This window comes from Streptomyces sp. NPDC017520 (assembly GCF_044329855.1).
In the GTDB taxonomy this organism is placed as follows: Bacteria; Actinomycetota; Actinomycetes; order Streptomycetales; family Streptomycetaceae; genus Streptomyces.
Genome location: NZ_JBIRKB010000007.1, coordinates 88,457 through 101,335 on the forward strand (window position 1 = coordinate 88,457; position 12,879 = coordinate 101,335).

At 68.5% G+C, this 12,879-nt stretch carries 18 protein-coding genes; 17 read left to right on the forward strand and 1 reads right to left on the reverse strand.

Going from position 1 to position 12,879, the window contains the following annotated elements; all coding sequences use genetic code 11:
• The first annotated feature begins 3 nt into the window (after positions 1–3).
• The 7 genes from ACH4KB_RS18405 to ACH4KB_RS18435 are packed head-to-tail and all read left to right on the forward strand — an operon-like array spanning position 4 to position 6,032.
• Complete coding sequence (locus tag ACH4KB_RS18405) at positions 4–1,530, forward strand: SCO6880 family protein (RefSeq protein ID WP_398066949.1); 1,527 nt, start codon at positions 4–6, stop codon at positions 1,528–1,530.
• Positions 1,527–2,963: an ATP/GTP-binding protein gene (locus ACH4KB_RS18410; protein WP_398066950.1), complete on the forward strand. Its 1,437-nt coding sequence runs from the start codon at positions 1,527–1,529 to the stop codon at positions 2,961–2,963. The genes ACH4KB_RS18405 and ACH4KB_RS18410 overlap by 4 nt, the downstream gene beginning before the upstream one ends.
• Positions 2,960–3,346, forward strand: a complete 387-nt coding sequence (locus ACH4KB_RS18415; protein WP_398066951.1) for a DUF6238 family protein — start codon at positions 2,960–2,962, stop codon at positions 3,344–3,346. The genes ACH4KB_RS18410 and ACH4KB_RS18415 overlap by 4 nt, the downstream gene beginning before the upstream one ends.
• Entirely contained in the window at positions 3,346–3,609 is a 264-nt protein-coding gene (locus ACH4KB_RS18420) for a hypothetical protein (protein WP_398066952.1), read from the forward strand. Before ACH4KB_RS18415 ends, ACH4KB_RS18420 begins: the two co-directional genes overlap by 1 nt.
• Positions 3,610–3,649: 40 nt before the next feature.
• Entirely contained in the window at positions 3,650–5,098 is a 1,449-nt protein-coding gene (locus ACH4KB_RS18425; RefSeq protein ID WP_398066953.1) for a type IV secretory system conjugative DNA transfer family protein, read from the forward strand.
• Complete coding sequence (locus ACH4KB_RS18430) at positions 5,095–5,598, forward strand: hypothetical protein (RefSeq protein WP_398066954.1); 504 nt, start codon at positions 5,095–5,097, stop codon at positions 5,596–5,598. Before ACH4KB_RS18425 ends, ACH4KB_RS18430 begins: the two co-directional genes overlap by 4 nt.
• The gene (locus ACH4KB_RS18435) at positions 5,595–6,032 is read left to right on the forward strand and encodes a hypothetical protein (RefSeq protein WP_398066955.1); all 438 of its coding nucleotides are present in this window, start codon (positions 5,595–5,597) and stop codon (positions 6,030–6,032) included. Before ACH4KB_RS18430 ends, ACH4KB_RS18435 begins: the two co-directional genes overlap by 4 nt.
• Positions 6,033–6,156: 124 nt before the next feature.
• Here the strand turns inward: ACH4KB_RS18435 and ACH4KB_RS18440 are convergent, their stop codons facing one another.
• Positions 6,157–6,789: an HAD-IA family hydrolase gene (locus tag ACH4KB_RS18440; RefSeq protein ID WP_398066956.1), complete on the reverse strand. Its 633-nt coding sequence runs from the start codon at positions 6,787–6,789 to the stop codon at positions 6,157–6,159.
• Positions 6,790–6,963: 174 nt separating this feature from the next.
• Between ACH4KB_RS18440 and ACH4KB_RS18445 the strand changes: the two genes are divergently transcribed.
• The 10 genes from ACH4KB_RS18445 (at position 6,964) to fxlA (ending at position 12,747) form a co-directional block, all read left to right on the forward strand.
• On the forward strand, positions 6,964–8,184 hold the full coding sequence (locus ACH4KB_RS18445) for a helix-turn-helix domain-containing protein (RefSeq protein ID WP_398066957.1): 1,221 nt from the start codon (positions 6,964–6,966) through the stop codon (positions 8,182–8,184).
• Between the two features lie 81 nt (positions 8,185–8,265).
• Positions 8,266–8,514, forward strand: a complete 249-nt coding sequence (locus ACH4KB_RS18450; RefSeq protein WP_141760737.1) for a hypothetical protein — start codon at positions 8,266–8,268, stop codon at positions 8,512–8,514.
• On the forward strand, positions 8,511–8,702 hold the full coding sequence (locus ACH4KB_RS18455) for a hypothetical protein (RefSeq protein ID WP_398066958.1): 192 nt from the start codon (positions 8,511–8,513) through the stop codon (positions 8,700–8,702). The genes ACH4KB_RS18450 and ACH4KB_RS18455 overlap by 4 nt, the downstream gene beginning before the upstream one ends.
• A 47-nt stretch (positions 8,703–8,749) precedes the next feature.
• Positions 8,750–9,166 carry an ATP-binding protein gene (locus ACH4KB_RS18460; protein ID WP_398067214.1) on the forward strand — a complete coding sequence of 139 codons (417 nt, stop codon included), beginning with the start codon at positions 8,750–8,752 and terminating at the stop codon, positions 9,164–9,166.
• The gene (locus ACH4KB_RS18465) at positions 9,166–9,690 is read left to right on the forward strand and encodes a DUF6415 family natural product biosynthesis protein (protein WP_398067215.1); all 525 of its coding nucleotides are present in this window, start codon (positions 9,166–9,168) and stop codon (positions 9,688–9,690) included. Before ACH4KB_RS18460 ends, ACH4KB_RS18465 begins: the two co-directional genes overlap by 1 nt.
• A complete protein-coding gene (locus ACH4KB_RS18470) occupies positions 9,684–10,148 on the forward strand; it encodes a DUF6302 family protein (RefSeq protein WP_398066959.1) in 465 nt (154 codons plus the stop codon). Before ACH4KB_RS18465 ends, ACH4KB_RS18470 begins: the two co-directional genes overlap by 7 nt.
• Before the next feature lie 53 nt (positions 10,149–10,201).
• On the forward strand, positions 10,202–10,405 hold the full coding sequence (locus ACH4KB_RS18475) for a DUF5999 family protein (protein WP_398066960.1): 204 nt from the start codon (positions 10,202–10,204) through the stop codon (positions 10,403–10,405).
• Positions 10,402–11,049: a hypothetical protein gene (locus tag ACH4KB_RS18480; RefSeq protein ID WP_398066961.1), complete on the forward strand. Its 648-nt coding sequence runs from the start codon at positions 10,402–10,404 to the stop codon at positions 11,047–11,049. The genes ACH4KB_RS18475 and ACH4KB_RS18480 overlap by 4 nt, the downstream gene beginning before the upstream one ends.
• A 204-nt stretch (positions 11,050–11,253) precedes the next feature.
• Positions 11,254–12,492, forward strand: coding sequence for a methyltransferase, FxLD system (gene fxlM, locus ACH4KB_RS18485; RefSeq protein WP_398066962.1), 1,239 nt, complete (start codon positions 11,254–11,256; stop codon positions 12,490–12,492).
• A 51-nt stretch (positions 12,493–12,543) separates the two neighbouring features.
• On the forward strand, positions 12,544–12,747 hold the full coding sequence (fxlA, locus tag ACH4KB_RS18490; RefSeq protein WP_030881377.1) for an FxLD family lanthipeptide: 204 nt from the start codon (positions 12,544–12,546) through the stop codon (positions 12,745–12,747).
• Positions 12,748–12,879: the final 132 nt, after the last annotated feature.

The window sequence follows — 12,879 nt, forward strand, 5'->3', positions numbered from 1 at the left end:
TCCATGTCGACTCGTACGTATCAGTTCGGAAAGCACCGCCCTACGGGGCTGGTGGGCCGCCGCGACCTCGGCGAACAGGTCGTCCTCGGCGTCGGAGCCGTCACCGGCATCCTCCTCGGCTACCTCTTCAACGGCGTGACGGCCATCGCCGCAACGTGCCTGGTCCTGCCGATCCTGCTCGCCCTGGTCATCGTCTATGCCCCGTACCGGCCCAAGGGCACGTCCCAGCGGCGCACCCTCTACCGCTGGTGGCGGATCAACCGCTACCACCGCAAGGCGCTCCGCCGTACCGGTGGCGTGTGGGTGTCCCCGGCTGTCGAGGCCGGCGTGCGTACCAATGGCACGCCCCCGGGCGCCGCTCTTGTGGAGCCGGAGGGCGTCACGGGCATGACGTGGGTGCCGGTCACGGTCCGCGGTCAGCAGGCCGTCGTGGTCCTCCAGCCGGAGGCCGGGTGCGTCACAGCCACTCTGGAGATCGCTTCGCCCGGCCTCGGCGGCAAGGAAGTCGGTGAGCAGATCGTGGCCCTGGAGCGCTGGGGCGAACTCCTCGACGCCTTCGGGAACGTCGAAGAACACCCGGTGAAGCGCATCCAGGTCCTGGCCCGGCAGATGAAGTCGGACCCCTACGCCCACCAGCGTTACATCGCGCAGCGCGACGAGTCGGCCGCGACGACGGACGCCCCGCAGTGGCTGAAGGACTCGTACGACGTACTGGCCAACGCCGTCTCCACCAGCGCCGAGGAACACCGCTACTACATCACCATCCACGCCCGGTTCACCCGCGACCTGGCGGCCGAGGGCGCCGCCCGCGGCACTGGGGACGAAGGGATCGCCGCGGCCATGGCCGCGTACCTGGATGAGCTGTGGTCCCGCGCGGAGGACGCCGACCTCTCCGTGATCGCACCCCTGGACGAAGGCCGGATGACCGCGTTCATCCGCAACTCCTACGACCCTGACCACGCCATCTGGGACACCGACCTCCGCCAGGCGCACGCCTTCCCCCGCAACGTCGACGTCCGCGACGGTGCCCACGTTGCCACCCGCGCGGCAGGCTCCACGGACAGCTGGTACCACGCCACGGCCGCCGTCGTCGGATGGCCCACGACCCCCGTCGGCCCCGACTTCCTCTCGCCGATGCTGATCGGGATGCCCGACGTCATCCGCACCATCTCGATCACGCAGCAGCTCGAACCCAACGACAAGGCCGTGGAGCGGATGCTCGCGGAGGACACGAACAACCAGGCCGAGATCGACCGCGACCGGAAGCGCGGCAAGAACATCGACCCGCGCGACCAGATCGCCGCCAGCGCCACCGGATCACGCGGCATGACCCTGGCCTCCTCCGGCGCGGCCGGCTCCGCCGTCGTCGGCTACATCACCATCTCCTCGCGCAGCGCCGAAGAGCTGGAGCGCACCAAGCGCACCACCGCCTCCCGCGCCCGCAACGCGCACCTGCGGATCGAATGGCTCGACCTCGAACACGCCCGTGCCTTCGCCACGACCCTGCCCCTCGCCGGAGGCATCAAGTGACCGACCTGCTCGACCTCGCCCCGCTGTCGCCGATGCACGAGACGGTGCGCCGTCCCCTCTACACCGAGACGACCACCAGCCAGGCCCTGTACCTGCCGATCGCACCGCCGACCCTCGGCACGGCGGGCGCGATCATCGGCCGGGAGCTGTACTCGGGCAAGGCGTTCATCTACTGCCCGTTCTCGGCGTTCGGTGACGGCCTGCCCGGCGGGAACATGATCGTCATGGGGGACACGGGCCGGGGTAAGTCGGCCCTGACCAAGACGTACGCGGCCCGGCAGATCCGCCTCGGGCGTCAGGTCGTCGTCCTTGACACCAAGGAGCAGAAGGAGCGCGAGGAGGGTGAGTGGGCCGCGCTCGGCCGCTCGCTGACCGGCAAGGCCCCGGTGAAGTTCGCGCCCGGTGGCGTCCGTGGTGCCTCGTGCATCAACCCGATGGACCCGGCCATCGCGGGCAAGCGGCAAGTAGAGCTGGTGCGCACGATCGTTGAACTGGGTCTCGGCAAGGCCCTGGACGAGTTCGCAGGCTCTGCCCTGCGGATCGCGATCCGCAGGGCCCACCAGCGGGCGGGAGAACTCGGCCGCACCCCGGTCCTGGCCGACGTCGCCGCCGCGCTGCGGTCCCCGGAGGAGTCCGACGCGACGGCCAAGAAGCGTACGCGGGACGAACTTCTCGGTGACGGCCTGGAGGCGTCCTACGTCCTGGACCGGCTGTGCGGCAGCGAACAGGACGCGACCGGCGACCTGACTGGCATGCTCGACGGCCCGACCAGCCTGGGCGTGGATCTCGACGCCGACATGATCGTTTTCGACCTGACCAAGGTCCCGTCCGGCGGCGTCGCCATGACCATCCTCGTCGCCGTGATCTCGGTCTTCCTCGAAGAGGTGTGGTTGCGTCCTCTGTGCGAGTGCGGGACGGAGCCTGGGCAGCACAACCGCGTCGTGGTCGACGCGAACTCCGGGGCCTGGGAGCTGGGGCCGAACCCCGGCTCCGGCTGCCGCCGCTACACGCAGCGCAAGCGCATCCTCGTCTGCGAGGAAGCCTGGCACATCCTCGGAACTCCCCAACTCGCATCGCTACTTGAGAAGTTCCTGAAATTCGCGCGGGGATACGGGCTGAGCTGCATCTTCATCGTCCATCACCTGTCCGACATTGACGACAGCGCGGAGACCCAAGCGGCGCTGAAGATGGCCGACACCATCGTGATCTACAGCCAGAAGAAGGCGGAGGCGGAAGCGACGGTGGCTCGGCTGGGTCTGCCGTCCTGGACGGCCGAGCACATCATGCGCCTGCGCCGCGGGATCGCGCTGTGGAAGGTCGGCGAGGTGATCTACCCCGGCGTCCAGCACCTCTTGGTGGAGGCAGAGCAGCACCTGTGCTTCTCCTCCGGCTCGATGACCGACCTGACCAGCACCTCCCCGGACGCTGAATGAGCGGGCACCGCCTCCTCTCGACCGCCGACCCCTTCCACAAAGATCCGGAACGAGCCCTCGCCATGACCGTCACCACCGACCACACCACGCTTCCCGCCGACGAGCGCACGGTGCGACAGGACATCGACCAGTTGCACGCCGAAACGCTCGACCTCACCCGGCGCATGAAAGAACTGGCCCTCGTGCTGGACCACGGCGACTACTCCGCCGCTGGAGGACGTGTACGTACGGCCGTCGCCCACATCTGGCGAGCCGCCGAGGACCTGCACAGCGCCTTCCACACCGCGCCCCCGCGCTGTGCAGGGCCCGACGCGTCGATGTCGCGGCTGTGCGGCCGGCGGATGCGCTACCTGGCGGCCCGCGTCGCCCGCAGGGCCGAGTAATGGACATCATGCCCGGCGGAATCTCCCTGGCCCTGTACGCCGTGACGGCCGTGTGCGCGGTCGCCCTGGTGACGCTCTGGTTCCTGCTGAACCGCGGACGGCGCAACGCCGGATTCGCGAGCAAGGCACAGCTCAAGCGCCAGATGTCGGCCAAAGCAGTCCTGAAGGCCACCGAGATCCGGCCCTCCCTCACCAGCAACGACGGCCACCCCAGCCGCGCAGCCGCGGTGAGCTTCGCGAATGGCCGCTCCGCCGCTCGCTGACCTTCTCTCTCCTCGTCGCCCACCTCTCCCGGAGTACGTCATGCACCACCCCCTCGATCCTCACGATTTCGGCTACTCGCTGGGCACCTCGCAGCGCCCGAAGGGCGTCGATCTCTGGTCCCGCGCCGACAAGGCATGCCGGGTTATCGGCCCGATGGGCAGCGGAAAGACGATGAGGTTCTTCGCCCCGCTCGTCCGCAACTGGGCAGGGCCGGTCCTGGCCACCTCGACCAAGCCCGATCTTGTCGAACTGACCCTCGACGCGCGGCAGCGGGACGGCCGCCCCGTCGCGGTCTTCGACCCGCAGAACATCGCTCCGAGCCTCCCGCGCTTCCGGTGGACGCCGATCAACGGCGCAGCCGACACGGAGGTGGCGATGATGCGCGGGAAGGCGTTCGTCGCGGGCTCGCGCACCCCCAACGGCGCGGCACAATCCAGCGAGGGCAGCGCCTTCTACAAGGGGCAGGCTTCCAAGATCCTCGCTGCCTTCTTCCACGCCGCCGCCCTCGACGGCGCCTCCCTCGACTGGGTGCTGCGGTGGGCCCGCAAGCTGACCGACCCGGCACCCCTCGGCATCCTCAACGCTCACCCGGGCGCCGGCCCCGGCTGGGCGGACATGCTCCGCACGGCCACCACCGGCGACAGCCGCACCGTCGGCAACACCGCCTCGACCCTCGACGCGGCTCTCGAACCCTTCATGCACCAATCGGTGATCAACGCCCTCCAGGGAGACCGAGAGGACCCCACGGATTTCGGCGCTTTCCTCGACGCCGGGGGCACCCTCTACCTGCTCGGCAAGGACTCGGAGGTGAACAGCGTCGCGCCGCTGACCACCGCGATAGCCGAAGACCTTCTGGATCTCGCGGAGGCGCACGCCCTCGCCTCCCCGGCCGGGCGGCTCGACCCCGCTCTCCTCGCGGCCCTGGACGAGGCGCCGAACATCGCGCCGATCCCCTCCCTGCGCCAACGCGTCGCCGATGGCCGGGGCCGTGGCATCACGGTCGTCTACGGCCTCCAGGCGTGGGCGTCTGCGCGGGCCCGCTTCGGCGAGGACACCGCCAAGGAGCTAGCGGCCTTCACCAACAACGTCATCGTCCTGCCCGGGGACAAGGACCCCGACTTCCTGAAGGACATGTCCGACCTGTGCGGTCAGGTCGAGCGAGAGCGCACGACGAAGACCACGTCCGGCGGGGACCGCGGCGGCCACTCGACGGCCACGCACATGGCGCTCGAACCCGTCCTTCGAGGAGACGAGATCAGGGGCTTGCCCGCGGGGCACGCACTGGTCCTCGCGGACAACCTCCCGCCGATCGTCACCCGGCTCGACGGCATGTGGACCTGGGATTCCTGGTCCGAGATCGAGGGTCACGTCCGTGACCTTCGAGCCGCCAACGAAGCCGAGCGGACCCGGCGGGCCACCGAGAAGAAGAACCAGGCCAAGGTCCACGCGGCGGCGTGGGCCGGCCGTGAAGGAACGGCTGCCGCATGACCGAGACCCTGACCCGCTTCGAGCCCTTTCCCGAGCCGCCCGCGCTGATTCTGGAGTACATCGCGGAGCGGAGCACGGAGGAGTCCGTGGCCGCCGACGGTCCCGTTCCGTGGGACATCGGCGCCCTGTCAGCGGAACTGACCGAGCCGATGCCTGCGTGGCTCGATTCCGTGTGCCGCTGGCTGAACAGGACGTACGCCTGGCAGCCACAGGACGTCATCCCGCCCTGCTGGGCGAAGCACGAGGGCCTGGCATACGAGATCGCGGCCCTGGCCTTCGCCAGGGGAGACGCGTACGCGGAGGCGGGCTCGTCCGTGATCTGGCACGAGCAGTACGACCGCTTCCTCACCCGAATGAACAAGTCGTTGGGCAAGGCAGGCGACGAATGCCGCGTCGGCAAGCACGACGACCGTCCGGCGCGTTTCCAGCTCGCGGCCTGGCCCACGACAAAGGGCGAGGAGACGGGATCTGCGGGACGAGTCGAGGAGATGGCCGGATGATGACGGACCCGAACATGGTCTTCTCGACAGACCCTCGTCACGGACTGGTGGCGCGAAGCGGCTGGGAGCAGGAGGAAGCCCGAACCGTGCTTCGTGATCTCGGTTGGGAGTGGGCGGAGGAACTGCACGCCCTCGTCCCACCGGACGACGTACCGGAGGTCGACGCCGGCCTTCAGGCAGTGGAGGAACTGCACCTGCACGGGCACCGAACCGGGTACGCCGTGGGGCCTTACGGCACGATGCGGTTGACCCTGGATCGCGCAGAGCAGGTGTTCACGAAGGTCACCGCGCCGGAGCGTGGTGAGGTCACCCCCGAGGCGGGCGCGAAAAGTGATCAGCCTGCAAGAGCGGAGACCAGGCGGCCTACGTACGGGGGCGTATCCGCTTCAGAAGGGCCGGGTGAACCCGACGGGCCCGAGTCCCCAGCAATCTAGAACACCCATCAGAAAGAGCCCATACCTGTCCTTCAGCGTTCGAGGAGCCCTACCGGTTCCTCGAACGCTGCTGCCGTTCGTTGGCCGGCGTGACGTCCCCGGCGAGCTGTTTCGCTCTGTTCGTTCAGGCGGGAGCGGGGTCGAGGAGAAGCGAATCGAGGATGGCAGCTGTGCCGGTGGGGTCGGTCGTGTGGTGCACGGTGCGGATGCCCAGGGTCTCGGCGGGCGGCAGGTTCTCCGCGTGGTCATCAACGAAGACGCACTCAGGGCCGGTCAGGTCCAGGGCGTTAAGCGCGCGCTGATAGATGAGCGGCGACGGCTTCCGCACGCCCTCCAGCTCCGACAAGATCACGGCATCGAAGAAGTCCGTCCACATGCCCTTGTCCTCGTACGGGTTGTAGGGCTCGATCCCGAACGAGTTGCTGAGCATGGCCACCTTGATCCCTGCCGCACGAGCGCGCTTCGCTGCGGCGACGATCTGAGGCTCCGGGTGGAGGTTGGCCAGAGCGCGCCGCATCAGGTCGGTGGAGTCGATACCGAGGATGCCGCCGATGACACGGTTCCAGTCCTCCTGGGTTGCCTCACCGACCTCCAGCGCTGCGTAGATCGCGACGCCGTCGGGATGCTCATTCAGCGCCGCGAAATACGCGCCTGGAGTCAATCCCTCCGTCCTCTCGAACGCCTGCCCGTTCAGTCGCATCCGAGTGGTGAGCACACCACCGAAGTCGAGAATCAGGCCACGGTATGGGGCTGGCAAAGCGGCCTCCTTGCCGATCTTTCCTACGTGTACGCGGTCCCCCGGCCGCAGGGCGACAGGGGGACCGTTGAGTGCCCTCCCCAGAGGGAGAGACCCCCAGTATCGCCCCTCCCCGAAGCACCTGGGCCTACGCTTGACACGAGTGCCCTGTCCACTACGGCGAACGGTCAACCCATGGTGTATGACGGAGAGTTGTTCAGTATCGGCCAGCGGATCAAGTGGTGGCGTGAGCGCCGGGGCTTGTCCCAAAGGATGCTGGGAGACCTAATCGGCAGGTCAGAGAACTGGGTCTACAAGATTGAGAATGACCGGATGCCCTTGGACCGGCTTCCAATCCTGATCGCCCTGAGTAAGCAGCTGCGATGCAGCCTGGAGGACCTGACGGGCGGCTACGTGTCCGGAATCGTTACGGCGGGCACGGAGCACGAGCACGTTCCGCTCATCCGACAGGCCCTGTCGCTGCCCGCCTCCCTCCTTCCGCAACGGATCGGGGCGGTCACCGCCGACGACTTCGAGTCCTCGGTTACGGACGCCTGGAAGGTCTACGAGACGCAGGCTGACGACCGGTACCGCGACGTCGGCGAGCGGCTGCCCACCCTGCTGCGGCAGGGACACGCCGCTCTGCGCGACGCCTCACCTGAGCAGGAGAGCACCGTCCTCCGGCAGCTCATCAGCCTCTACGGCCTGCACCAGATCTGGCTTCGCCGCGTCGGTGAACCGACCCTCGCCCGCATCGCGGCCGACCGCGGCCTCTCCCTCGCGGACAACGCCGGTGACCCGGCCCTCCTCGCAGCTGCGGCCTGGAACATGGCCTGCGTTCTCACTTCCGCTGGAGACGTGGAAGACAGCTACGAACTTGCCCGGCAGACCATCGCCCAGTGCCGGCCGCACGACGACTCCAACGCGGAACACTGGTCCGCGTACGGCGCACTACACCTGCAAGGTGCCGTCGCCGCCGTACGCGCCACAAAGGGCCCGAGGGCGTGGGACTTGTACAACGGCGCGCAGCAGGCCGTAGACCGGGTCGGCGCAGACCTCAACCACTGGCACACGTGTTTCGGGCCGACCAACTTCCGCATGCACGAGGTACACCTGAAAGCGGAGGAGGGCGACACCAGCGAAGCACTCCGCGCCGCTGATCACGTCCAAGTCAACGAAGAGGTCCCGCTCGAACGTCGGACCCGGTACCTGATCGAGGTCATGAACCTCAACCGCATCCAGCGAGACGACTACGCGACGGTGCACATTCTCGGCAAGCTGCTGAAGCAGTCTCCGGAGGAAATCGTCTTCTCCCCCCTGGTCAGGGAGGCGGTGGCCGACCTGCTGAAGCGCGAGAAGCCGATGTGGCGCGACGACCTTCGTGCAGTAGCGAAGCACATCGGGCTCGCCGCATAGGCATATGCCAACCCTGAGCGTTACTCAGCCCTGATTTTTTCTCAGGGATGGTGTCTCGAAGTGGCCCTACGTTTACGGGTCATGACGACAAGTCACGCTCAGACGGAAGCTGGCGCGGCGCCCTTACCGCCCGCCAAGCGCCACCTCCGCCTTGCTCGTGAGGCCGAGGTCGCGCACACGGAGGCCGGTCGCTTCGCGGTCCCCCTCGACCTGCACGAGGGGGCCGCGGAGCCCGCGACCATTCCGCTGGTCCTGACGGCCGATGAAGCGGTTGCTCTGCACGGCAGGCTCGGTGCCCTCTTCCCGTTCACGGAAGGGGACAACCGATGACTGCACGAACTCCCGCAGATCGCCAGCGCCGCCGCAACCTCGCGGACGCTGCGAACACACCGTTGCCCGCTTTCGCCGGACTGCTCCGGCACGTCCCGGGCCAGCAGCGCCGGACGGGCCCGCTCGCTTCCCTCGACGACCGAGCCGCCCCGGAGAACGGGGCCTCACAGATCGGGACGGAGCGGTGATCGGCCCGGCGTCGCAGCGCCCGACCGCAACTCGTACCGGCGGCCTGGTGGAGGAACGCTTTTCCATCACCAAGCACTCCCCGGGCGAGCGCCCCCCTCCCGTAGACGAGTCCCGCGTCCGCGCCATGAGGCTCGTGACCCGCGAACGTCTCACCTCCCGCGGTCTGACCTGCGTCGCCGACGACGCGACACTCGTTGTCTCCGAGCTGATCACTAACGCCATCGTGCACAGCGGTGGCAGGCAAATCCGGCTGACCCTTGATGTGCGCGATGACGTCCTGCGCATCCGTGTCCATGACGGCGTGCCCGGACCTCGCCCCACAGCTCAGTGCCCCGAGGACGACGACGAGCACGGTCGCGGCCTGGTGCTCGTGCGGGAGATTACCCGAAGCAGACAGGGCGCCTGGGGTGTCAGCGACAACGGCGCCACCACGTGGTGCGAGCTGAGTTTGGTGGCGTGCTGATGACGAACACCGCATTACGCAACGAGACGACGAGCCCGGAGACCATGCCGGTCCGCGTCAAGGACCCGACGGTCCCGACGAACCCCTGGTCGCCGCCGCTCGGCAGGCTGGGTCTCCATGACCTGTTGAGCGCTGTGCGCAATTGGGAGCCTGTGGACTGGGACGCGGTCTATGACGGCCTGGACACCGTTCTGAACGAGGAAGTCAGCCACCACGCGGCCGGTGCAAGCGGCAGTAGCCGGCCGGGGGCCGCTGGCCCCGGGTACGACGAAGCCGAAGAAATCGCCCAGCGCTTCCGCGGCGCGCTCATGCAGCTCGTGAACCGAGGTCTGCGTGACGACGCCAACAAGAAGCATCCGGACATCGCCGACCTGATCGAACAAGCACGTTCGTTGCGTTCCGAAAAACTGCCCGGCGACGAGCACGAGGCCCTGACGTTCCTGCGGAAGCTGGGCCGGGTCACCTTGGAACTCGCGGAGCACCTGGAAGAAGCCGGCATCGTGAAGGGGCTGGTCGAATGCTGACCGCCGCCACGACGCTGACGCACCCTCCCACCATCTCCCTTCGCCCGGCTGTGGAAGCGTACGACTACGAGTACTTCCGCAGCCGTCTCGCCGAGCCCGCTCTTCTCGCTGACGCCGTAGCAGTCCGTGTCTTTCGGGCGCCCCTCCTCGCCGTTCCCGTCGGTGGGCCGCGCCGCGGGGGATACATGTCCTTCGACCTGCTGACTCTGGCGACGGCGACGCGCTGCCTCCTCATGGATCAACCCGGTTTCCCGGACCTGCGGGTTCGCTGGTCGCCGTACCGCGACACCTGCCACACGGTCGAGTGGGGGGATGCCGCTCCCGAGTGGTGGGAGGACGACGCGGTCTTCGGCCGCTTCTACGGCTACAGCGAGTCCGCCATCACCTCGTTCGTACGTGAACGCCCACAGACACCCTCTTCGGCAACCTCCACTCCGTGTTCCCCCACGGCTTCGTAGTCGCCGAAGAGGGCCCGACTTCCCCAGACTGCCTTGAGAGGACGACGAGTACGATGTGCCAGCACACCCCGCCGTGTCCCACGGCCGAGGCTTCCGACCGAGAGGCCGCCCGCCCCACGGTGGCCCGCCCTGAACAGGGCTGGAGCCTGCTGTGCAACGGGGTGCTGCTCTTCGAGGACACCGGCGAGCTGTTGCCGGACGGCCAGATCGTCGCCCCGCACCGGCCGGTCGCGCTTGCCGCCGGGAGCACCGCGTGACCACCGCTCCCGAGATCGTCGTGCCCTACATCACCGCCCGGGAGGGCGAAGAGGCCGACTCATTCCTCAATCTGCGCATGGGCCGCGGGCCGGACGGCCGGCCACGTCTCCGTTACGTGGATGAGGCGCCGCCGGACCGGGACCTCAAGGGCGTGCTCTGGGCCCGCTACTCCATGTCGCTCGACACCTTCGGGCAGCCCTGCGGGACACCGCGCTGGCGGATGGTTCACCCGCACCGTCAACGCGTGACGATGGCGCTGCTGCGGTGCCAGGTATGCACCGTCCAGTTGAAGCGCACCGACGGCATCCTCTTTCTGGAAACGGCTGGTGAAGAGGGCTACGACGGTCCAGTGAAGACCGCGCAGCCGCCGGTCTGTCTGGAGCACGCCCGGATGGCGGCAGGCCGGTGCCCACGGCTCAGGGCAAGGGGCCACGTAGCGCTTCTTGCCACCCGTTTCCCGATGTACGGCGTGATCGGCCACGCGTACCAGTGGAGCGCGAACGGCCTACAGGCCCTCTCGGACATGGACTCCCCCATCCCTTACCGCCATCCCCAGATCGGCATGTTCCTGGCCTCCCAGCTCGTACGGGAACTGCGGGAGTACAAGGTCGTCAACCTGGACGATCTTGTGTCCGCCGCCTAGACGGCCGCCCGGCTCTCCTGAGTGGTACAGACAGGACCGCCGGGCGGCTCACCACCGGCGCCGGACCTTCGCGCGCCGTCCAGCACGAACCCGCCAACCTTCGGCGGTCCGACGAGAACGGAGAGCTTTCGCCGATAGCCTCCCGGCCCCCGGCACGCGTGCCGGCCCACCCGCCCCCCGAACACGAACGACCGAAGGAAGTTCATGACGAACACGACCGTCGAGCCCGACGAGGCGACCCGCCTGCGGAACAAGGTGGTGGACGAGCTCTGCGCGGACGGCAACATCTCCTCCCCGGAGATCGAAGCGGTGATGCGCAAGGTGCCCCGGCACGAGTTCACCCCCGCCGACACGCCGCTGGACAAGGCGTACGACACGTACGCCGCCGTGATCACCAAGACGGACGAGCACGGCGTGCAGCTCAGCTCCGTCTCCGCGCCGCAGATCCAGGCCATGATGCTGGAGCAGGCCCAGGTGAAGCCCGGGATGCGGGTCCTGGAGATCGGCTCGGGCGGGCTGAACGCGGCCTACCTCGCCGAACTCGTCGGCGAGGACGGTGAAGTCGTCACCGTGGACATCGACCCCGTCGTCACCGATCTCGCGCGCCAGCTCCTGAACGAGCACGGCTACGGCCGAGTCCACGTCGTCACCGCCGACGCCGCCGAGCCCATCCCGGACCTCGGTGAGGTCGACGTCGTGATGGTGACCGCCGGGGCCTGGGACATCTCCCCGGCGTGGACCGCGCAGCTCAAGCAGGGCGGCCGGCTCGTCGTCCCGCTGCGGATGCGCGGCCTGACCCGGTCGGTCGCCTTCATCCAGGTCACGGGCGAGCACGGTCCCTACCTGGAGAGCGAGTCGGCGCGGATCTGCGGCTTCGTCCCGATGCAGGGCTCGACCGCCCACCGGGAAGAACTCCTCCTGGTCAACGGCACCCCGGAGATCGGGCTCAAGTTCGATGACGGCCTGCCGGCCGACCCGCACCGGCTCGACAACGCCGTCACGTTTCCCCGCCACGAACTGTGGACCGGCGTCACTGTTCGCGTCCAGGAACTCATCGACACCCTTCAGATGGCGATGGCGATCTCTCTGCCGGGCTTCTGCACGATGGCCGTCGATGAGAACTCGGACTCGGGGCTGGTCGCCCCCGTGAACAAGCGGTTCGCCCTCGCGGCCGTCGAGGACGGCACCTTCGCCTACCTCGTCACCCGCCGCACCGAGGACAACAAGCACCTGGAGTACGGCGTGCACGCCCTTGGCCCGCACGCGGAGCAGTTCGCCGACAAGATCGCCGACGTGCTCCGCGACTGGGAGGCCAACCGGCGCGGCGGCCCCAGCCCGGTCATCCGGGTCTATCCGGCCAGCACCCCCGATGACCAGATCCCGGCCGACCGGGTCATCAACAAGGTGCACAGCCGGGTCTCGCTCTCCTGGCCCTCGGCGTAACACCGGGAGCCAGGTAATCCCGCACCACCCCAACCAGAAGAAGGGCACATCATGACGAGCGCCACTCTCGCCCCGCCCCCGGTCGCGCCCGCACCGTCGGCGGACCTGGACGACGACTTCGCGCCCCTGGACGTGAAGGTCGTCATCGCCGAGCACTCGTACGGCCACCTCATGTGCTCCACGGGCGACGGCTGCGGCACCACCTGCGCGACCGGTGCCTCCGCCTGCGGTTCCTTCACGGAGGACCCGGCCTGATCCAGGCCGACCCCTGACCTGTGGGCCGGGCGAAGCGCGTCGCCCCGCCCCCAGGCCCCACTCCCCCACCCCCCGCCGCCCCAAGGAAGGGCCGCCTGGCTTACCGAGCCGCCCCCCGGAACCACTGGCACG

Excerpts from the sequence above, each read along its gene's own strand:
- ACH4KB_RS18470 (WP_398066959.1), top strand. The coding sequence starts at position 9,684 with ATGCTGACCGCCGCCACGACGCTGACGCACCCTCCCACCATCTCCCTT.
- ACH4KB_RS18435 (WP_398066955.1), top strand. The coding sequence starts at position 5,595 with ATGATGACGGACCCGAACATGGTCTTCTCGACAGACCCTCGTCACGGA.
- fxlA (WP_030881377.1), top strand. The coding sequence starts at position 12,544 with ATGACGAGCGCCACTCTCGCCCCGCCCCCGGTCGCGCCCGCACCGTCG.
- ACH4KB_RS18445 (WP_398066957.1), top strand. The coding sequence starts at position 6,964 with ATGGTGTATGACGGAGAGTTGTTCAGTATCGGCCAGCGGATCAAGTGG.
- ACH4KB_RS18420 (WP_398066952.1), top strand. The coding sequence starts at position 3,346 with ATGGACATCATGCCCGGCGGAATCTCCCTGGCCCTGTACGCCGTGACG.
- ACH4KB_RS18450 (WP_141760737.1), top strand. The coding sequence starts at position 8,266 with ATGACGACAAGTCACGCTCAGACGGAAGCTGGCGCGGCGCCCTTACCG.
- ACH4KB_RS18405 (WP_398066949.1), top strand. The coding sequence starts at position 4 with ATGTCGACTCGTACGTATCAGTTCGGAAAGCACCGCCCTACGGGGCTG.
- ACH4KB_RS18425 (WP_398066953.1), top strand. The coding sequence starts at position 3,650 with ATGCACCACCCCCTCGATCCTCACGATTTCGGCTACTCGCTGGGCACC.
- ACH4KB_RS18475 (WP_398066960.1), top strand. The coding sequence starts at position 10,202 with ATGTGCCAGCACACCCCGCCGTGTCCCACGGCCGAGGCTTCCGACCGA.
- ACH4KB_RS18430 (WP_398066954.1), top strand. The coding sequence starts at position 5,095 with ATGACCGAGACCCTGACCCGCTTCGAGCCCTTTCCCGAGCCGCCCGCG.
- ACH4KB_RS18455 (WP_398066958.1), top strand. The coding sequence starts at position 8,511 with ATGACTGCACGAACTCCCGCAGATCGCCAGCGCCGCCGCAACCTCGCG.
- ACH4KB_RS18415 (WP_398066951.1), top strand. The coding sequence starts at position 2,960 with ATGAGCGGGCACCGCCTCCTCTCGACCGCCGACCCCTTCCACAAAGAT.
- ACH4KB_RS18465 (WP_398067215.1), top strand. The coding sequence starts at position 9,166 with ATGACGAACACCGCATTACGCAACGAGACGACGAGCCCGGAGACCATG.
- fxlM (WP_398066962.1), top strand. The coding sequence starts at position 11,254 with ATGACGAACACGACCGTCGAGCCCGACGAGGCGACCCGCCTGCGGAAC.